We start from the raw sequence: 20,556 nt of genomic DNA, 5'->3' as shown, positions 1-20,556 counted from the left end.
TTCGCACATCCGCTTTTCTGGGAACGGGTATGAATGCACGGGAATCCATCGCAGAGGTGGTCGTGGGGAAAAAAGAACTCCAGCTGAGCTTTGGTGGCTACACCAGCGCCGGTCTCAAGCCGGAAAACCAGGATGCGTTTGCGGCCCTGTTACCCCAGGGCAGTGCCCGCACACTGAAAGGTGGCGTAGCGTGTATTGCCGATGGTGTCAGTTGCAGCGAAAACGCCCAGCAAGCCAGTTCAACCTGCGTCACCCTGTTTATTGAAGATTACCTGTCCACCCCAGACACCTGGCCGGTAAAAACTGCCGCAGCAAGGGTGTTGTCTTCACTCAATTCTTGGTTGTATCACCACGGCCAACAAGCCAGTGCCCGGCACGACGGGTTGGTCACCACCTTCAGTGCCTTGCTGATCAAATCCAACACCGCCCATATTTTTCATGCCGGTGACAGCCGTATCTATCTGCACCGCGCGGGTCATATCGAACAGCTGACGCGCGATCACGTGCATCAACAGGGCGGAGAAAAAACCTTTCTCACCCGTGCGCTGGGGATGGATTCGCGCCTCGAGGTGGATTACCAGACCGAAGAAGTGCAACCGGGCGACGTATTTCTACTCAGCACCGATGGTATTCATGAATGGATTCCGGACAAGCTGTTGAGCGAAACCCTGGTCGCGTCGGAAGATCTGGAGCAAGCTGCCAAACAGTTGGCTGAACTCGCGCTGGCGCGGGGCAGCGATGACAATATCACCTGCTTGCTCGTGCGCGTGGACGAACTGCCACTGGCGGAAATCGATGAGGTCCATCGCAGTCTCAGCCAGCTGGTGATTCCGCCGGTATTGTCCGAAGGCAATAAGCTGGATCATTTTGAAGTGATCGATGTGCTGCATTCCGGTACCCGTTCACACCTCTATCGCGTGCGCGACCGCAACACCGGCAAGCAGCAGGTGTTGAAAGCGCCGTCTGAAAACTTTAAAGACGACCCGCAATATCTGGAAGGATTTGTCCGGGAACAGTGGGTTGGCTCGCGCATCAATCACCCCGGGGTCATGAAAATACTACCGCGCCCCAACGACAGCCCTTTTCTATACCATGTGTGCGAATACGTGGAGGGCATTACCCTCCGCCAGTGGATTTACGATAATCCGAATCCGGATCTGAACGTGGTGCGCGAACTGTTGGATAAAATAGTGCATGCACTGAGAGCCTTTCAGCGATTGAGCATGATTCACCGGGATCTTAAGCCGGAAAATATCATTATCAACCCGCGTGGCCGGCCGGTGATTATTGATTTTGGTACTGTGTATGTTGCCGGCCTGGGTGAAATTGCCTCGCCTTTGCTCGAAGAGGTGCCGGTGGGGTCGGTCGATTACATCGCGCCGGAATACCTGTTGGGCGATCCGGGCAGCGATCGCTCGGATCTGTTTTCGCTGGCGGTGATTGCCTACGAAATGCTGTGCGGAAAATTGCCGTTTCACTTGCCCAATATGCAACGCGATCCACCCGGCAGTTTCGATGCCTGGCGCTACATCAGCATTCGCACCGTCAGAAAAGACATTCCCTTATGGATGGATCTGGCTTTGAAGAAAGCCTTGAATGCCCGGCCTCAGGGTCGTTATGCGGCGTATTCGGAATTACTGGCAGATCTGTCTAAGCCAAACAGTGCGCTGGTGTCACAACACGAAAGCGCACCGCTGATCGAACGTAATCCGCTGGTATTCTGGAAGGGGTTGAGTGCGTTGTTGACACTCTTGTTGATCGCCCAATGGATTTGGGTGTCGGGATCAGGCGGCCAGTAAACGTTTTTGCGCCAGCAAGGTCCACACTTTCTGATTTGCCTCAATCGCCAGGGTACCAATCTGGAATAATTTTTCGGGTTGGGGTTTCGCGTCGGTTTTGGCATCCAGTTGCGTCTGCACCATTTGCAGAAACTGGCCGGTGAGTTTCACCCGGGCCTGGAGTGTCGGCAATAAGCTGGGGTACTGGCTGCTGGCTTTCTGCAATTGGTTGGCCATGCGAATCAACACCCGTTGGGTTTCCACCAGCGAGGAGTGGGATTGTTTACTGAGTTGAGCCACGCGCGGCAGGCACTGCTGGTATTCGGCAGCGTCGGGTGTCTGGGTCAGGCAGTAGCTCGCCAACCCGCGCAATTGGCCCAGTCCTTCCACGTGCAATGGCACATCGCGGAACAGGAATTCGTCGGCTTCACTTTGGCCCAGTTGGGGGCGGCTTTCCACATATTGCCAGAGCAGGCGGTGGCACTGTTCGATCAGGAAATTATGGATTTCGAAATTCGCCAGCGCCGAATCCTGACGCCAGTGCCGACGGGTATTTTCCCATTCGCCGGTGATCAGTTGCCACTGGGCCGGGTCTGTCTGAATGGCCTGGTAAGCGACTTTGGCGAGCAGCGTATCGATTTGCGGGTGCAGGGCTGTGGCCTGTTGGTGGAAATTCTCCAGCCCCCCCAAGGCGGCCAGGCTCGCGCCCCGGTGCATCTGCAGCAGGCCAATCAGTTCGGCAAACAGGGCTAACCCCGGGTCCTGATGGGTGGCCTGGGCGGGCAGGGTGCGTTCGGTGCGGGCGTTTGCATTCATGGCAATAACTTCAGCAAGCTCTTATTGCCAGGATACTTTGCAATCGCTATACCAATTTGGCCCTCAAGGCGCTGGTGCATACCGGGCTGGCATTTGTGCAAGAAGCTGGTGCTATCGGTGACTTTTTTTGCTAATTATTGCGCGCCCGGCCCGTTATGGCCGTCGGGCGCTGCTGAATATTGGTGCAAAATCCGCCCAAATGCCTCACAGCAAGGCACGCAGCAACAGTAGCAGCCCCGTGGTCAGCAGGATGCTGTAGATCAGCCGCCGGAAGGCGAGATCCGACAGCGCGTGGTGCAGCTTTTCGCCCAACCAGACGCCCACCAACAGCAGGGGCAGAAACATGAGGATTTTGGGCAATACTGGTAGCAGTTGTCCGTCCAGCAAAAACAGCAGGGTGAGCAGGCAGTTGAGGGAAAACCACACCGCCAACAGGGTAGCCCGCATCTGGCTCTTATTGGCGTGAGTACCGGCCAGGGCAAACACCAGCAGGGGGCCGCCGGAGGCAAACAGGCCATGGGTCAGGCCGGCGCCGGCCATCAGTAATTGATTCAGCCAACGGGGATGGGCTTGCACCGGGTTTGCGCCAAAGCTGCGATACAATTCACGCGCGCCGAACACGGCGATAACCACAGCGAACAATACCGCCAGCAATCCTCCCGCCAGCGCCGGCCGCAGCCAGGCGCCGGCAATAGTGCCCAGCACCATCAGGGGCGCGATGATTTTCAGCAACAGGGGCCAGAGTATGTGCTGGCGGTGTTTTACCACCAGAAAGCCCGACATGAAAATATTCAGCGGTACCAGCACCGGCAGCAATTGATCCATCGGCAGGATCAGGGCACCCAGGGACAGGGCAATCACAATGGAGCCAAAGCCGGTGATGGCTTCGAGGGTGTAGCTGATTAGAATAAACAGCCCGATCAGTGTCCAGTTCAAAATAAATTTTCCAATTGTCGGTGCGACTACAGGAGTCAGTCACAAAGAGACGTCTATCTACCCAGCATCCTTGGCGTTCAATTCCACCGCAAACTTTTTGCGCATGTTGTGAATAAAGAAACGGGGGCAAATTTTGTACAGCACACTGGCAAAAAACGTGAAGCGGTCGGGAAACAGCCGTTCCTCCCGGAACAAAATGGCGGTGGCAATTCTCTCGGCCATCCAGTCGGCCGAGCGCATGCTGCCGATGGTTGAGCGCGCCCGCGCGTTGGGTTTGCCGTCTTCGTCCAGGGCATTTTTTTCAATGGCGGTATCCAGAAAGCTCGGGTACACCATCAGTACGTTCACGCCATCGTCCATGATTTCGGCGCGCAACACTTCAAAGTACTGGTGCATGGCGCTTTTGGCGGCGCAGTAACCGGCGCGGCCCAGCACCGGCATCCAGCCCGCCATGGAACTGATATTCACAATCTGGCCGTGGCTGGCTTTTAACAATGGCAGGCACAAGAGCGTCAGTTCTACCGGCGCCTGGTAATTCACCGCCATGACTTTCGCAATCACCTCCGGCTGGGTTTTTTCTGCCAGCGAACGGTGGGTAATGCCGGCGTTATTCACCAGACAATCCAGTCGCTGCAGCGCGCGCAGTTTGATCGCCAACGCGTCCAGTGCATCCCGGTCGGTGAGATCCAGGGCGGCGGTCAGCGCGCATTGCGCTGGCGGAACCAACGCGGCTTTTTGTTGCAGGCCGGCTTCATCCCTGTCCACCAGGGCGAGTGCATAGCCGGCCTTGATCAATTGCTGACACAGCGCCCAGCCCAGGCCGCTGGCGGCACCGGTAACCAAAGCAACCGGGCGGTTCATGAGGGATTGCCTGTATCGGTTGAGCGGTGGGCGAGAAAGAACTCGAAAGTTTCGCGCGAGGTTTTGTTCAGGCGGTAGCCAAAGGAATCCTTCAATGCCTGGTTACTCAATACCGGGCGATACCGCAAAAAATTGATCTGGTCCGGTCCGTAGCGGGTCAGTTTCAAAAGCTTGCCAATCCGCAACAGCCAACGCAGCAGGCCCGCAGGCAGATTCATTACCGGTTTGTTGATCAGCGCGGCAATATCGCGCATGCTCAAAGCGCCATCGCCGGCCAGGTTGTAGATGCCGGTTTTATCCTCGCGCAGGCCTTGTTCAATGGCGCCCACTACGTCCTGATCCCAGATAAACACAAACGGTGAATCGGAGCCTGAAATCGTCAGCAAGCGCCGGCCATTGAACAGTTGGGTGATCATGTTGTTGGTGTTGGCACCCAGCACCGTGCCCGGGCGGAATATCAGCTGTTGCATGGCCGGGTAGTGTTCGCGATAGCGCGCGAGCATGGTCTCCACGATGCGTTTGTGGGCGGCGTAGGAAAACTCGTCGTTCCCGCGCAGCGGATCAGACTCTTTGAGCCAGGCCGGGTTGTCGGCGTGATAGCCATAGGCCGCGCCGCTGCTGGTGACCGTGAGGTGGCGCACGTTGTTTTTCACACAGGCTTCAAGCAGATTGCGGGTGCCGTTCACATCGATATCGTAATCGCGGCTCACATCGCGCGAAGGCTCGACAACCGATGCCAGGTGAATCACGTGGGTGACGTTTTCGTCTGCAATAAACTGGGCCAACCGGTGTGAGCGGATGTCCATGGTTTCAATGTGGAAGTGGGCATCGTTGCGCGAACGGATATCCACACCCACCACGGCGTATTCGCGGCACAGGCGTTCACCCAATTGAAAACCGATGTAGCCGGCCGCGCCGGTGATGAGAATTTTTTTGGTGTTTGCAGTCATGTTCACTCCGCCGGCGCGCGGCGACTCCAGAAATAGGCCAGGCTGGTGCCTGTGACGAGATGCCAGATGCCCCAGAAACCGGCCACCAGAATCATCGCGCGTTGATCGGCAAAAAAGGTAAACAGGATGGCCAACCCCAGGGCGGAATTCTGTATGCCCACTTCCAGGGTAATGGCGCGCTGTTCGGACGGGCGTAGCTTGAGCAGGCGGGCGCTCAGGTTGCCCACACCCAATGCAAAGGCGTTGTGGACAATCACCCAGAGTATCACCGGCCCCAGCACCAGGGCGATGGCATCCAGGTTTTGCCACAAGGCAATGCCCACAAACACGAACAGAATCAGCATTGAAATAATGCGGAAGGGCGCTTCGGTTTTGTCGACCCAGCGCGGAAAGCGCGCGCCCACCAGCATGCCCAATGCCAACGGAATAATCAGTACCAGCACGAACAGGCTAATCATCTGCCAGGGATCGATGGCAATGCTGGACACCAGTGGTTGGGTCACCGGGTTGAGGCTGGCATAAAACGCAAAGTTAAACGGTGTCAGCACCACGGCGGCCAGACTCGACACAGCAGTCATGCTCACGCTCACGGCCACATCGCCGCGTGCAATCCAGGTCATGATGTTGGAAAAGTTGCCGCCCGGGCAGGCCGCCACCAGCAGCATACCCAGAGCAATGGCCGGGTCGGGGGCCAGCCACCAGATGCCGAGACTGGTAAACGCCGGCAATAAAATAAATTGCGCGGCCAGGCCGGTGATGGGGGCTTTAGGCGCTTTGAGGATGCGGGCAAAGTCGCCGGGCTTAAGCCCCAGCGAAACGCCAAAAATCATCAGCGCCAGAATCGCGTTCAACAACACCAGCTGGCCGGAAGAAAAACTCACTTCGGTCATCATGGGTGATCAGCAGCCGGCGAGTTTTTCGGTGAGTGCCGGTGCAACCCGCGGCAGATCGCCGGGCCAATCCTGCTTCAGTTGTTTGCAGTGGGTTGCCACCGCATTGCGGTAAGTGGTTTTGTCCACGTAGTAGGCCATGCGCTCCAGTTCCAGATAATTGAAGCCACCGTCGGCGCGCTGCTGCGCCTGCTGTTCGACGGTGGCGCGCAGGCGCCTGGCCGAGGCGGACTGGTGCTGCTGTTGCCGGATCGCCAATGCCACCAGCTCAGCCTGCTCGTCGCGGCCTTGCCAGCCGAGCCCGGTGGCTTCCACCATGCCCATCATGAACAGGTTGTCGAACTGCGGATGAAACACATTCAGATACAAGGAGGGCGCCATGCCTTGCCAGTTCAGCCATTTGCGATCGATGAAAGGGTAGTCGAGCTTGTAACCGGTGGCTTGCAGTATCAGGTCGTATTCGGCCGTGGTGCCGTCGGCAAAGGTCACCTGCTTGCCGGATACCTGGGCAATATCCCCGCGCGCGTGAATATCCCCGTGACCCAGGTGATGCAATATCAGTGAATTGATCACCGGGTGCGATTCATACATGCGGTAATCCGGATCGGGCAGGCCGTAGTCGCTGGGCTTGCCCATGATCAGCCGGATAATAAACGCGTCCACCGCTTGTTTGACCCGGCGCGGCAGTTTGATAAAACCGCCCAGGGTATCGGAGGGGCGACCTTTGATGAATTTGGGCAGAAAGTAATAGCCGCGGCGTACACTCATATCCACGCTGGCGGCCGCGTGTACTGCGTCCACCGCAATGTCGCAGGCCGAATTGCCACAGCCCTGGATCAGCACGCGTTTACCCTTGAGCTGTTCCGGCCGCTTGTATTCAGAGGCGTGCATGAGTTCACCCTGGAAAACGCCCGGCAATGCCACGTGGTTGGGCTTATGCAGGGTGCCATTGGCAATCAGCAGGCCTTTGAACTGGCGCGTTTGCGACACGCCCTCGTGCTCTGTGGTGATCAGCCAGCCTTTTTCGTTGGGTTCGGCCTGCACCACCCGGGTGTTGAATTCGTAATGACGGTAGAGATCAAAAGCCTTGGCGTAATCGCGGAAATACTGCCCCAGCTGGTCGTGCTTAGGGTAGGTGGCAACCGATTCGTCCATGGGAAAATCGGTGAATTCCGTCATGTGCTTGGAGCTGATCAGGTGCGCGGTTTCATACATGGTGGAGTGGGGGTTGTGAATGTCCCACAGGCCACCCACATCGCTGTGCAGCTCAAAGCCCACAAAGGGAATGCCATACTGTTTTAATTGGCGGGCGCTGCACAGCCCCATGGGGCCGGCGCCGATAAGTGCGTATTGATCAGTCATAGGTTCGTTTGCTGTTATTATGGCCGGATTCCGTGAGCGTTTACTCACAAAGTATTAGTGCGTGTACCTATGTTAGGCAAATCGGGGTTTTTCCCTAGGCCCATTCGGGACAGCTTGGGTCTTTTCAGGACTCTTAGGAACCAGGAACTCAAACCATGGCATTAACCGTGACCAGCCACTTCTCCCGCGCCATCGTGCAGACCATGGCCGAGCTCGGGCGGACCTTGCCGGCGCCCCTGCAGGCGCGGCTGGAAGCGGCCGAGGAGCGGCTGCCGCTGGCGCTGCTGGATGAGGTCTGGTTGGCCTGTGAGCGCTATGCCGAAGACCCCTTGTTCGGGTTGCGGGCGGGGCTCAACGTCCAACCCGGGCATCTGGATGTGGTGGGTTTCCTGCTCATGAGTTGCGAGACTCTGGGCGATGCCCTGGAGGCGCTCATGGATTACCACCGCATTGTGGGCGAGGGCGGCGACTTCAGCGAAACCCGCCGCGGCGGTGAGTGCACCATCATTTACGCGCCCCACTATGAAACAGTGCGGGAACAGCGTGTGTCGGCGGTAATGGCCTCGGTCCTGGCCACCACCCGCTGGTTAACCGGCGGCAAATTCCAGCCCAGCCGTATCGCCTTCGCCCACGCCGCACCGCCCGACCCGGACGCTGCCATTACACTGTTGCAATGCCCCATCAGCTGGAATGAAATTGCCGATGTGCTGGTGTTTGATGTGGACCAGCTGGCGCTGCCGATTGTGCAGGCCAACGCCCAGGTACACGCGCGCATGCGGGTGCTGGCCGATGAAGCCCTGGGCGCGCTCACGGCCTCCGGGTTTTCCCGCCAGGTGGCGGACCTTATCCGCGCGGAACCCGCGGCCAGCAAAGAAGACATTGCCGAAAAAATCCACATGAGCGGCCGCCATCTGAACCGCAAGCTGGCCGAACAGGGCGTGAGTTTTAAACTGTTGCAGGATCAGGTGCGCGATGCACTGGCCGCGCAATGGCTGGACGCCGGCGAGCACGTCATGGACGTTGCCGCCCGGCTCGGCTTCAGCGACGAACGCGGCTTTGTCAAAGCCTTCAAGCGCTGGCGCAACATGACCCCGGCGCAATTCCGGCAGCGGTAACGGCGCGCGTGTTCGTCCATTCAACAGCTGTTGCCAGTTAGTGCGAACCCGGTCGGGAAATTTACCGGCCCGCGGTCCACAATAGGCGCAATCACGACAACATAAAACGCCACAGAGGAATGCGGCATGATTACCAAACGTCAACTCCTTAAAGGCTCGGCCCTGATGGCGGCAGCGACGCTGGCCACCCCGGGGCGCAGTGCCGACGCCACAGTAACCCCCGCACTCACGCCCATAACCGGCGACATAGATCCGATATCCGTGCGCGAGCGCGAGGCGCGGGTGGCGCGGGCGCAGGCGTTGATGAACTGGCACAAGATCGATGCCATTCTGCTGGAGCCCGGCCCCGCCATGCTGTATTTCACCGGCATCAAATGGTGGCGCAGCGAACGGCTGACCTGTGTGGTGATTCCGCGCAAGGGCGAGATCGGCGTGATTACCCCGTTTTTTGAAGAGCCCAGCGTGCGCGAATCCATGACCTTTGGTGACGACGTGCGCACCTGGCACGAACACGAAAGCCCGTTTAAGCGCGTGGCCCAGTTGCTGGCAGACCGCGACATCAAAGCCGGCAAGCTCGGGCTGGAGGCGAGCGTGCGTTGGTTTGTGGCCGACGGGCTGCGAGCCGCTGCGCCCAAAATGAAACTGGTGTCGGCCGATCCCATCACCCGGGGTTGTCGCATGATAAAAAGTCCGACCGAAATCGCGCTGATGAAAAAGGCCAACGAAATTACCCTCCGTGCCTACGGCGAAGTCTATCGTCAATTGCAAGCCGGCATGACGCCCGCCGATGTCAACACACTGATGCGCAATGCCCAGACCGCACTCGGTGGCAGCGGCGTGTGGACCATGGCCTTGTTTGGCGAAGCCAGTGCCTATCCGCACGGCACCGATCAGCCCCAGGAAATCAAACCCGGCCAGATAGTGCTGATGGATTGCGGTTGTGCCGTGGAAGGTTACCAATCGGATATTTCCCGCACCTTCGTATTCGGCGAGCCCAATGCGGAACAAACCCGCATCTGGAATCTGGTGCGACAGGGGCAGAACGTCGCGTTTGAAGCGGCGAAAATCGGCGTGCCTGCAGGCAAGGTGGATGATGCCGTGCGCGCGTTTTATCAGAAGGAAGGTTTCGGTCCCGATTACCAATTGCCGGGGCTTTCCCACCGCACCGGTCACGGCATCGGCATGGAAGGTCACGAGCCGGTGAACTTTGTGCGCGGAGAAACCACGCCGTTGGCGCCGGGTATGTGCTTTTCCAACGAGCCCGGTATCTACTTGCCGGGCGACTTCGGCGTGCGTCTGGAAGATTGTATTTACATGACTGAGCAGGGGCCCCAGTGGTTTACCCGGCCGCCGGAAAATGTAAACAATCCGCTCGGTTCGCTCGCGTAACGGGCGGACTCAGGACGCCGCCTGCTCGCTTTTGAAATCTGCCTGTTCCTGTTCCAGCAGCACAAGACAGGTATTTACCTGCTCGTGCAAATGGGCCAGTTGTGCCTGCACAAAACGGAAATCATCTGCGCTGTATTCAATGATTTTGCAGGTTTCAAACAATTGCATCAGGCCCAGATTACCGGCGATCCCTTTCAGGGCATGCGATGCATGCCGCAGGGCTTCAGCGTCGGATTGCGCCGTGGCATCGGCAATGGCGGCCACCCGGTTGTGGATATCGTCCACAAACAACTGAATTAATTTATTGAGTAAGTGGCGTTTGCCGCGCACGCGTTTGAGTGCGCTGGCTTTATCCCAGGCCGGTGCATCGTTGGCAATGGCAGGCGCAGGTGTACCGGCGGTTGAAGTGTCGGAGTCAGGCAGCGGTGCAGCGTCGGTGCTCTTAGGCGCGCGCTCGGGCGTTACCCATTTGGTCAGCGTTAACATCACCAGGTCCGGGTCGATTGGCTTGCTCAGGTAGTCGGACATGCCGGCCGCCAGGCAACGTTCGCGATCGCCCTGCATGGCATTGGCGGTCATGGCGATGATGGGCAGGGTTTTAAAGGCGTCGCCGGCGTCGCCGCGACGGATGGCGCGGGTTGCTTCAAAGCCATCCATCACCGGCATCTGGCAATCCATCAGTATTACCTGCGGCGCGGCACTGCCGGCTTGTTTCAGTTGATCGATGGCGTCCTGCCCATGGTTGGCAAACGTGCACACAATGCCGGCGTCTTCCAGCAGCATTTGCACCACTTCCTGATTGATCACATTGTCTTCCACCACCAACACTTGCGTGCCTTTGAGGTTGGTCGGATTGGCCTGGGCACCGTTCAGTTCGCGCAGGTAGTGTTGGGTCACCAGCGGTTCGGGCATGTGGGTATCGTCCATCAGCACCGCGATGGCTTTGTACAGGTCTTCCGTGGTGACCGGCTTTGGGAAATAGGCGTGAAAACCCAACGCGGCGTATTCGCGCGCCTCACCGTATTGGCTGAAAGATGTCATCAGCACCAGTTTCAGATTTGCCAGGGACGGTGTGGCGCGGATCGCTTTGGCCAGTGCCCGGCCATCCATGTCGGGCATGGACAGGTCGATAATGGCGAGATCAAAAGGCGCGTCCCTGACCGCGTGATTAAGTTGAATCAGCGCTTGTTCACCGCTGCCGGCCAGTGCCGTGTCGGCACCCCAGCGCTTCAGTTGATCGGCCACGATACTGCCATTGGTGGCGTTGTCATCCACCACCAGAATCCGGATGGCAGACTGGCGGATATCGGGCACCGGAATACGCTGGCGCTCGGAATGCAGGAGTTGGATGTGAGCGTGAAAACGCGAGCCTTCACCTACCACGCTTTCAACACTGACATCGCCACCCATCAGCTCGCACAGGTGTTTGCAGATAGTGAGCCCGAGACCCGTACCACCATAGCGGCGGGTGGTGGAACTGTCGGCCTGGGTAAAGGGTTGAAACAGGTGGGCGAGTTGCTTGGCATCGATGCCGATGCCAGTGTCTTCAACATCGAGACCGAGCAAAAAATGATCGGCGTTTTCTTTCAGCGATGCGCGTAAAATAATTTCACCTTGTTGGGTGAATTTGATCGCATTGGCCAACAGATTAATCACAATCTGGCGCAGCCGGGATGGATCGCCTTTCACAAAAACCGCCGGCAGCTCGCGAAAATCCAGTATCAGCTCCAGATTTTTTTCCGCGCAGCGTTCGCCCATGCTTTCTGCCACATCACCCAATAGCTTGAGTGGACAGAAATCGAGGGATTCCAATTCCAGTTTGCGCGCATCGATTTTGGAAAAGTCCAGAATATCGTTGATGATGGTGAGCAGGGATTCCGCACTGGTGCGGGCCAGTGCCAGTTGGTGAGCCTGGGTTTTATCCAGGTTGCTGCGCTGCACATGGGTAAGCATGCCCAGTACGCCGTTCATGGGGGTGCGGATTTCGTGGCTCATGCTGGCCAGAAATTCGCTTTTTGCCCGGTTGGCTTCTTCCGCATCGATTCTGGCTTGCTGCAGTGCACGTCTTTCGATGAGCAGGGCCGCCTCCGAACTGCGTGCCAGAATGGCGTTGCGCTCGGCTTCTTCCTTGGCGTTTTTCAGGCTGGTTTGTGACGCCTGCAGGCGCTGGTAAGGCGTGAGCAAGGTGCGCTTGCCAATCACACTGATGATGCCAAACGTGGCGAGCAGGCTGATCACAACGCTCACCATAATGGTGATCAGAATCGAGGTCTGGCTGGCCTGCAGTTCGCTGGTATCCACCAGATAGCGCAGGTTAAGGCCGGTATTGCCCACCTGCTGTTCAAAGACGACGGCCTGATCGGGCGGAATATTGTGTGCCGATTGCAGGCGGACATCTGCCTTTTCCAGTACCAGGCCCCGCTTGTCGGCGCCGATGGCATTGCCAAACAGCTGATTCAGATCCAGCCCGATCTGGCTCACCAACACGCCCTCTGGGTAGCCGGATAATTCGACCGGTACCGCAATCTGGATAAAGGATTTGCCGTCGCGCGCAATCAGGTTGATTTCATGGCTGGTGCCGCCTGCCATCAGTCGCTGGAACCAGGCGGCGGATTCAGTAAAGGTCTGGATGGCGGGTTTACGCTGATAAATGGGTTCGGCGGCCAGGTTCAGTAAAGCCAGTTCTTCCCGTTCGCCCAGAATCCGCAAATCGTCAATAAAGTCATTCAGGTCGGCCAGGCCCAGGCCGGTTTCCATGACCGCATTTTTTACCACCGGGTAATTGGCTATATCGCGCAGCGCCTGGGTCCGATCGGCAATGTACAGATCCAATTGATTCGTGGTGAGCGTCACCTCGGTCTGGTTGGTGGTGTTTTGCAGCAACTGAACCGACTGACTCACGCTTTGCCCCACCAGCCAGATACTCACAATCAATGCTGCGAGAAAGGCAACGCCCAGCATGGCCAGAAACAGCCAGACAATACGGTGCGGTGAGGCATCCTGTGCCGTGGGCGGATTGCTCATGGGCTGGCCAGTAACTCTATGCTGTTGTCAGCGGTGTATCGGGCCATGCATAAATCGTCCAGGCCCAGCGCTTCATGTGCGTCTGGTGCTTTGTGGCTGAAGGGGGCAAACGGACGTTGATAGGTTTTGACCAAGCCTTCCACCGGTGTCGGCAGATTTTCCAGCGCGCGCCGCAAGGCTGCCCGGTTGGTGGGCATGTCGTCGCCAAGAGAGATTCGGTTCAGCGCAGTAAGCAGCAGGCGGCCGAGATCGTAGGCGTGAATAAAACCCGCCGGCGCCTGAATATCTTTGCCTGAGCGGATACCCGGGTAGCGGGTGCTGGCCAGGTTCAATACTTTTTGTGCACGCGCCGGCAGATCGGGCGCATTGAACGAGAAACAGGTTTGCAGAAAACTCAGATCCAACGCCTCGCGCGTGGCGTGCGGTACCCGTTTGCTGAAGTCGGCGCCGGTTATTCCCCAGTGGCTGATCACCGGGATAGTGCGCCATTGCGCCAGCGAGTGGGCGGCATTCATGATCGTGATTCCATCGCGCGCGTTGCCCACAAAAATCAGGCAATCTGCCTGGCTGTTCACAATACTGCGCAACATGATGCGCGCAGATTCTTCGCTGACTTCCCAGTTAAACCAGCTGGTGGGCGGCTCGATGGGCAGCTTGCCCTGGAATGCTGCAGTGAGGCTCTTCTGGTTAGAGGCACCCCAGGGCGTGCGCTCCAGAAGCAGGTGAGGGTGTTTGCAGTGTTTGTCTGTCAGTGCATACGCGGCCAGCCGTTGGCCGGCCTTGGTGTCGTCTACCGATAACCGGAAAATCCAGTTCTCGCCTTTGCTGTAACGGGTGATCGGCCCACCGGCCGCCCAGGGCACCAGCGTCAGCATTTGCTGTTCATTGATGTAATCGCGGTACTTGATCAACGGCGGGGAGTGCATGCCGGCCATCACCAGCAGCGTTGAAGGGTCGTTAAAGGCCTGCTCCATATTGCGCTTGGCGCGCAGGCTGTTGCCCCGGTGGTCGGTGGTAACCAGCGCCACCGGCCGGCCCTGCACCTGATTATCCGCTTCATCCAGCGCCACCTGCAGCCCCCGCTCAATGGCGATAGCCGAGGCCTGATTATGGGTGCGGTCGGCATCCAGATAGATATGAATGGGGGCAGGGGACTCGCTGGCCCAGGCCACAGCCCACGGCCCAAGCAGGAAAATGGCCAGCAGGCACCGCACCTTCCGTGCCCGGGCGGCGCTTCCACGCGCAAATAGCCAGACCATAGTAAAACCTGATGATTAAACACTACCTGATAAATGTAGCAGCTGAGCCCGGATTTGCCGGTTTAACCCCAGTCATCCCACCCCTCCGCCCGCGCGTAGAGGCGGCGCATTGCACAACGTAAAAATCTGATTACAATACGCGGGCTCAGACATCGGTGTGTAGCGCAGCTTGGTAGCGCACTTCGTTCGGGACGAAGGGGTCGGAGGTTCGAATCCTCTCACACCGACCAACCCCCCTCCAGAAACTCGCAAAATTCCAGTCCGTTTCTTTATCACCAAAAGGCACGTCAGGTGTGAGCGGGTGAGAACCTCCGCAGGTTCGAGCCATTGTCGGGAACAATGGCGCCCGCGCCAGCGCCCGTAGGGTGACGGGCAGGACGCCCGTCAGGCCATCCTCTCACACCGACCATTCCTCTCCCCAAGAACACCCTGATACCACCTCTTGTCACACCCAACCCGGTAGGGTGGATTAAGCAAAGCGCAATCCACCACCAATTCCTTCCCTAAAACACCAACCCAAAACCTGGCACCCCAACCCACGCCCACGGCACCAAAAACATCACACAAAAAATCGTTGCGCTGCCTTCAATCCCGCGCGCCCATCCACCCCATTTTTTTCCTTTTTTCCTAACCTTTCGGTACGCTCTTCCCAATACCTAAGTGTGGATTTGAATCCGCACTCTGCCAGAAATCACTGAAAAGCACGTCATCCGCACCGACCCAAACGCCAACAGATTCAGGCACTTAAATCATCCCGCGCAACAACTGTTCATCAATGCCAAATGAATTGATTAATACTTGCGCACCAATCCCAGCGCCATCTTCTAGCATTGGTCCGGCATGCCTCCCGATTGCGGAGCGTGTCTCATTTCTTCGATACCTCTGAGATGTATGCAGTTCAGATGCTGTTTGTCATCGAATGAATGCTCACCAATAAAGTGTCACACACGTGGCTGAGAATAATACGAGGAACAATCGTGAAAAAAACTCTCAATGCATTAAAACCACTGGCCTTTGCCGTGGGCGTTGCCGCTTGCGCGAGCGCCCAGGCCGGGCAATTCATCGCCGCCGCCGCGGAAAATGCCGTAGAAGATCAATACATTGTGGTCTTCAAAGCCAACAGCCTGGTACCACCCGGCCAGATGGTCGCGGCTTCGCAAATGCGCACGCTGGTGGAATCCAAAGTCAGCGAGCTGGCCAAAGCCCACGGCGCCACCGCCGATCGCCATTTCAGCGCGGCGGTGCAAGGTGCGGTGATGCGCATGAGCGCCAAAGCGGCGCAGCGTTTAGCCAATCACCCGCTGGTGGAAATTGTTGAACAGGATCAGGTGGTGTCGATCAACGCGACCCAGAACAATGCCACCTGGGGCCTGGACCGCATTGATCAGCGATCGTCCTCGCTCGACACCAAATACAACTACAACGCCACCGGTGCCGGTGTACGCGCCTACGTAATTGATACCGGTGTTAACGCCCATTCCGATTTCGGCGGCCGCGTACAAAACGGTTGGGACTTTATTGATAACGACGGCAACAGCTCCGACTGTCAGGGTCACGGTACCCACGTGGCCGGTACCGTTGCCAGTAACACCTGGGGCGTGGCCAAAGGCGCCACTGTGGTGGGCGTGCGCGTACTCAACTGTAGCGGCAGCGGCACCAACTCCGGCGTGATTGCCGGTATCGATTGGGTCGCGGCCAACCATGTGAAGCCCGCCGTGGCCAACATGAGCTTAGGCGGCGGCGCCTCCAGTGCGGTGGATAATGCCGTGGCCAACCTGGTTGCCGCCGGTGTCACCACCGTGGTTGCCGCCGGTAACGACAACGCCAATGCCTGTAACTACTCCCCGGCGCGTGCGCCCAGTGCGATTACTGTAGGTTCCACCGCGCAGGGCGATGCCCGTTCGTACTTCTCTAACTACGGCTCCTGCGTGGATATTTTCGCTCCGGGTTCCAGCATTACTTCCACCTCCCAATCGGGCGGCAGCACCACCATGAGCGGCACCTCCATGGCCAGCCCGCACGTGGCTGGTGTTGCAGCGCTGTATCTGCAAGCTAACCCCAACGCCACGCCCGCCCAGGTAGAGGCCGGCATTGAAGGCGCGGCCACCACCGGCGCGGTGAGCGACGTGCAGGGCTCGCCCAATCTGTTGGCCTATTCGCTGCTGGATAGCACCCCGCCACCACCGCCACCACCCGGCGGAGACACCCTGGAGAATGGGGTACCGGTCACCGGCCTGAGCGCCACCACCGGCAACGACATCACCTACACCATGGAAGTGCCCGCCGGTTCCGGCAGCCCCACCTTCCAGATGAGCGGTGGTAGCGGTGATGCCGACCTGTACGTGCGCTACGGTGCCGCACCCACAGACTCCACCTACGACTGCCGGCCCTACGCCGGTGGCAACAACGAAACCTGCACCATGACTCAGGGCCCCGGCACCTACCATGTGCGGGTGAAAGCCTACAGCTCGTTCAGTGGCGTTTCGCTCACCGGCAGCTATTCCACGTCCACCGGGCCTACGCCGGTGAACACCGTGATTGACACCGTTAACGTCAACAGCGGCAGCTGGGCGCGCTACACTTACAGCCTGCCCGCCGGCTACAGCCAGCTGAAAGTGTCCATCTCCGGCGGCAGTGGCGATGCAGACCTGTACGTACGCTACGGCGCCCCTTCAACCACCAGCGCCTACGACTGCAGGCCTTACCGTTGGGGCAACAACGAAACCTGTACCTTCAACAACCCCGCAGGCGGCACCTGGCACCTGGATGTACGTGGCTACTCCACCTCGTCCAACGTGACCTTGCGGCTGGAAGCGAACTGACAGACAGCTAGTTGATTGGATCAAAGGCAACGTTCGTTGCCCCTTTTTTATGTGGAGGGATTAAGGAATTTTATGCCAATACTTCAATGCGAAGGGCCCGTAATTCGGCTTTTTCTTCGTTGGATCAGTACCGGTCGCAGACCGTCTCCCACTCATCTGCATAACCGTTCTGTTCAAGGTATCCGCCGATAATATTGAGTAAGCGCTGCATCCAGTGCTCGTTGTGTACTTCACCCAATACCGCGACACCGTGTTTTTCATCCGAGGCGGATAAGTCGAGCATTTGCCAGTAGAACTCAGCAAGCAATGTCGCTTCCTTTGCGCAGGTGACAGGCGCTTTGCCCGCTATGATTGCCATCAGTAATGTGTCGGTTTTTAAGGTGTTGGCATAGTGCAGGGCAATCTCGCGGGCATGCGCATCACTTCCACTGTAATTAAGCATTTACCGATCTCCGTATGAAATATCTTTCACAATGGCTCGCTACTTGTGCCGTTGAAATCAGATCGCTGAGCAGGGTAGTTGTAGGTCTGGAGGGTATCCCAAAACCCTTCAGCCTATGTCGGCAAAGCCTCAGGTTTTCAGACTTTGGTGACTGCGGCCGGGGATTTTACTCAGTACATATTTGTCGACTCCAGCAATAGGTACAGTAGTGCGCTTATCAAGGGGTCTCGTTTACCAAGGGGCCAGACCCGGTCGGGCCAGACCCCTTGGTACTACCCGCCTAAGCCCTGCATAGCCCCCGACACCATGCCCTGATCAGTGTATGGCGCTGGAATCCTCATCTGGCTAAAGTTTGCCCATTCGTTACCCGGAGGTTGCCATGTGCAGTGACATCACCAAAGCAGAACACACCCACAGCTACTACGCCCATTCCTTTGAAAACCGGCCGGCCTTTCCCGCGCTTACCGGCGATAAAACCGTGGATGTGTGCATCGTAGGCGGCGGCTTTACCGGCGTATCCACGGCGCTGCATCTGGTGGAGCGGGGCTACAGCGTGGCACTGGTGGAAGCCAACCGCATTGGCTGGGGCGCCAGTGGCCGCAATGGCGGGCAGATTACCGGCAACATGGGCGACGGCACCTGGCGGGTGCGCAACAGCCAAGGCGATGAGGCCTATCGCAAAGTCTGGCAAATGGGCGTGGACTGCGTGGAAATCATTCGCGAGCGGGTGGAAAAATACCAGATCGACTGCGACCTCAAATGGGGCCACTTCACCGCCGCGCTGTCGGACAAACACCTACGCCAGCTGCAGGAATACAAACAGCAAATGGAAGCCAACGGCTACCAGAAATCCCTGCAACTGGTGGGCAAAGATGAAGTCAGCCAGTTTGTGAACACCGGTGTTTACCTGGGTGGGCTGGTGAACATGGGCCACGGCCACGTACACCCGCTCAAACTCTGTGTAGGTGAAGCGCAGGCGGCCCAAAAACTGGGTGCGCACATTTACGAGCATTCACCCGTGCAGCGCATTGTGCGCGGCGATAAACCGCGCGTGGTAACCGAGCAGGGCAGCATCACCGCGCGCCACCTGGTCATGGCCGGCAACGCCTACATGTTCGGCCTGGTGGATAAACTTGATGGCATGGTGATTCCCGCGCCCAGCTACGTGATGGCCACCGAACCACTGGGCGAAGCCCGCGCCCGTGCCCTCATGCCCGCCGACATGGGCGTGTACGACATGCGCATCGCGCTCGACTACTACCGCCTCTCGGCCGACAAGCGCCTGCTGTTCGGCGGCCTGTGCAACTACTTCGGCCAGGAAGCCAAAGACATCCGCGCCGCGCTCACGCCCAACATGCTGAAAATATTCCCGGAGCTGGAAGGCGTAAACGTGGAATTTGCCTGGGGCGGCAAGATCGGCATCAGCATGAACCGCATTCCCCAGTTCGGCGTCATCGACAACAACATCTTCTACGCCCAGGGCTACTCCGGCCACGGCCTAGCGCCCACCCACATGGCGGGCAAAGTACTGGCCGACGCCATCGCTGGCGAGCGGGAGAATTTCGACATCCTCGCCAAAGTGCATCATTGGCGCCTGCCGTTCGGCCGCACTCTCTCCAACCTCGCGCTGGGGGCGGGGATGAGTTACTACCTGGCCAAAGAAGCGATTTTCGGATAACAGAACAGGCCCGTAGGGTGGGTTGGCGTAGCCAAACCCACCGTGGCTTACTGCCAAATGACATTCAGAGGAATCGGGGTGCCTGCTAACACTAACGCGCGCCCGAAGAGCGGCCGTTATTGAGGCTCGTTGAAGAATCAGAGTTGCTTAATAAGTATTTCTGACAATGCCTGTTCTATTTCTTTCATGGTCTGGTATTGGTGTTCAGCCGATACCCGATGCAGTTTGAGAAGCAAGGCATAGTTGCCGCCTTCCCGATCAAAAAATGCTTTGAATTTTTCAGGGGAGAGTTGGTTTTTGATTAGCAGCGCAGTGGCCTGCACCAGCGATTGATTGTCTCTCCAATGGATAAATGCAGACAGCCGGTCTTTCACGATGTCCTGAATTGTCAGGATGGGAATGTGCCTGCCGTTGACAAGAACTTTCGTCGTGGACTTCACCAGCTCATCACCAACAGACAGCGGCGCAGACGGAAACTCAACACATATCGCCGTTGAATCGTTAACGTATACCCGGCCTTGCTTGTAAAAACCAAGTAGCTCCATCGCGGCGTGTAACTTGGCGGTGGGTTGATAGTTGGTGTTCACCATATCGATGTCTTTGGTCAGGTAAAGGTTTTCCGTATAGATCTCTACCGCCAGTCCGCCAACCAATACCACCTCAATGCCGCATTCCGCCAGATGCTCTGCAACAATGCCGGCCAATTCGGTAATGGAAATGTCCCTAAAGTTGGTCATGAACCGGCCTTATTCTTCAGTTGTCCTTGCCGCCACCAATGGTTTGCCCGCCTGTCTTGGCCGGGTTCTCTTAATCAGCAATGCCTGGCTGAGTGCAGGCGGGTAGGCATTCAGGGCCGCCTTGAGCAGCAACTTCAGTGGCTCTAAGAAAGGGTAACGGGGGTTAAGCTGAAACACTCTCACCTTGCCCACCAGATGACTCACCACCACACCATCGGATTCCAGACGCGCCAATTGCTTTTGCACGGGATTAACGGCGACGCTATAAAACGCAGCAATCTCCGAGCCGTAACCCGATTCCCGGGTCAGCAGATATATCAGTATCTTTTCCTGCGTATCGGCGCGCAGCACGCCTTTAAGGGCGAACATCGGGAAAATCCATATTTACCAAGTATTGGTAAATATATACCAAGTATTGGTAATTACAAGATGCAAACAATCATCTGATCCGCCGCCGGGACTATTCAGCAGCCTGCAAATGCCCAAAGGCATTGTTG

General features: G+C 57.6%; 16 protein-coding genes and 1 tRNA gene. 6 read left to right on the top strand and 11 right to left on the bottom strand.

All coding sequences use genetic code 11. The annotated features are described in order from the left end of the window. The first annotated feature begins 29 nt into the window (after positions 1–29). Positions 30–1,799, top strand: a complete 1,770-nt coding sequence (locus M5M_RS06205) for a bifunctional protein-serine/threonine kinase/phosphatase (protein WP_015046618.1) — start codon at positions 30–32, stop codon at positions 1,797–1,799. Here the strand turns inward: M5M_RS06205 and M5M_RS06200 are convergent. The 6 genes from M5M_RS06200 to M5M_RS06175 form a co-directional block, all read right to left on the bottom strand. Further along, a complete protein-coding gene (locus M5M_RS06200; RefSeq protein ID WP_016389262.1) occupies positions 1,785–2,594 on the bottom strand; it encodes a hypothetical protein in 810 nt (269 codons plus the stop codon). The two genes, M5M_RS06205 and M5M_RS06200, sit on opposite strands and share 15 nt — an antisense overlap. A 204-nt stretch (positions 2,595–2,798) precedes the next feature. Continuing rightward, entirely contained in the window at positions 2,799–3,530 is a 732-nt protein-coding gene (locus M5M_RS06195; protein WP_015046616.1) for a sulfite exporter TauE/SafE family protein, read from the bottom strand. A gap of 57 nt (positions 3,531–3,587) precedes the next feature. Then, entirely contained in the window at positions 3,588–4,391 is an 804-nt protein-coding gene (locus M5M_RS06190; RefSeq protein ID WP_015046615.1) for an SDR family NAD(P)-dependent oxidoreductase, read from the bottom strand. Further along, positions 4,388–5,341, bottom strand: coding sequence for an SDR family oxidoreductase (locus M5M_RS06185; RefSeq protein ID WP_015046614.1), 954 nt, complete (start codon positions 5,339–5,341; stop codon positions 4,388–4,390). Before M5M_RS06185 ends, M5M_RS06190 begins: the two co-directional genes overlap by 4 nt. 2 nt (positions 5,342–5,343) lie before the next feature. Beyond that, positions 5,344–6,234: a bile acid:sodium symporter family protein gene (locus tag M5M_RS06180; RefSeq protein WP_015046613.1), complete on the bottom strand. Its 891-nt coding sequence runs from the start codon at positions 6,232–6,234 to the stop codon at positions 5,344–5,346. A gap of 6 nt (positions 6,235–6,240) precedes the next feature. Beyond that, a complete protein-coding gene (locus tag M5M_RS06175) occupies positions 6,241–7,593 on the bottom strand; it encodes a flavin-containing monooxygenase (protein ID WP_015046612.1) in 1,353 nt (450 codons plus the stop codon). 155 nt (positions 7,594–7,748) lie between these two features. Here M5M_RS06175 and M5M_RS06170 point away from each other — a divergent pair, with 155 nt between their 5' ends. Next, positions 7,749–8,708 (top strand): AraC family transcriptional regulator, encoded by a 960-nt coding sequence (locus tag M5M_RS06170; RefSeq protein WP_015046611.1) that lies wholly within the window; start codon positions 7,749–7,751, stop codon positions 8,706–8,708. 126 nt (positions 8,709–8,834) lie between these two features. Further along, on the top strand, positions 8,835–10,097 hold the full coding sequence (locus M5M_RS06165; RefSeq protein ID WP_015046610.1) for a M24 family metallopeptidase: 1,263 nt from the start codon (positions 8,835–8,837) through the stop codon (positions 10,095–10,097). A gap of 9 nt (positions 10,098–10,106) precedes the next feature. Here the strand turns inward: M5M_RS06165 and M5M_RS19385 are convergent, their stop codons facing one another. Further along, positions 10,107–13,121, bottom strand: coding sequence for a hybrid sensor histidine kinase/response regulator (locus M5M_RS19385; protein WP_015046609.1), 3,015 nt, complete (start codon positions 13,119–13,121; stop codon positions 10,107–10,109). After that, positions 13,118–14,380, bottom strand: a complete 1,263-nt coding sequence (locus M5M_RS06155) for an ABC transporter substrate-binding protein (protein ID WP_015046608.1) — start codon at positions 14,378–14,380, stop codon at positions 13,118–13,120. The genes M5M_RS19385 and M5M_RS06155 overlap by 4 nt, the downstream gene beginning before the upstream one ends. Before the next feature lie 153 nt (positions 14,381–14,533). Here M5M_RS06155 and M5M_RS06150 point away from each other — a divergent pair. Continuing rightward, positions 14,534–14,610: transfer RNA gene (locus tag M5M_RS06150), tRNA-Pro, on the top strand. Positions 14,611–15,357: 747 nt separating this feature from the next. Further along, positions 15,358–17,202 (top strand): S8 family peptidase, encoded by a 1,845-nt coding sequence (locus tag M5M_RS20955; RefSeq protein WP_015046607.1) that lies wholly within the window; start codon positions 15,358–15,360, stop codon positions 17,200–17,202. 124 nt (positions 17,203–17,326) lie between these two features. Here the strand turns inward: M5M_RS20955 and M5M_RS06140 are convergent, their stop codons facing one another. Continuing rightward, positions 17,327–17,644 carry a hypothetical protein gene (locus tag M5M_RS06140; RefSeq protein WP_015046606.1) on the bottom strand — a complete coding sequence of 106 codons (318 nt, stop codon included), beginning with the start codon at positions 17,642–17,644 and terminating at the stop codon, positions 17,327–17,329. Between the two features lie 379 nt (positions 17,645–18,023). Here M5M_RS06140 and M5M_RS06135 point away from each other — a divergent pair, with 379 nt between their 5' ends. After that, positions 18,024–19,322 carry an NAD(P)/FAD-dependent oxidoreductase gene (locus M5M_RS06135; protein ID WP_015046605.1) on the top strand — a complete coding sequence of 433 codons (1,299 nt, stop codon included), beginning with the start codon at positions 18,024–18,026 and terminating at the stop codon, positions 19,320–19,322. Positions 19,323–19,459: 137 nt separating this feature from the next. On the opposite strand, the gene M5M_RS06130 is transcribed toward M5M_RS06135, so the two are convergent. Further along, complete coding sequence (locus M5M_RS06130) at positions 19,460–20,059, bottom strand: nucleotidyltransferase (protein ID WP_015046604.1); 600 nt, start codon at positions 20,057–20,059, stop codon at positions 19,460–19,462. Positions 20,060–20,068: 9 nt separating this feature from the next. After that, positions 20,069–20,428 carry a winged helix-turn-helix domain-containing protein gene (locus M5M_RS06125; protein WP_015046603.1) on the bottom strand — a complete coding sequence of 120 codons (360 nt, stop codon included), beginning with the start codon at positions 20,426–20,428 and terminating at the stop codon, positions 20,069–20,071. Between the last annotated feature and the right edge of the window lie 128 nt (positions 20,429–20,556).

Origin of the sequence: Simiduia agarivorans SA1 = DSM 21679, assembly GCF_000305785.2 — a bacterium.
GTDB lineage: Bacteria > Pseudomonadota > Gammaproteobacteria > Pseudomonadales > Cellvibrionaceae > Simiduia > Simiduia agarivorans.
This window is presented reverse-complemented; position numbering and strand designations above follow the sequence as displayed.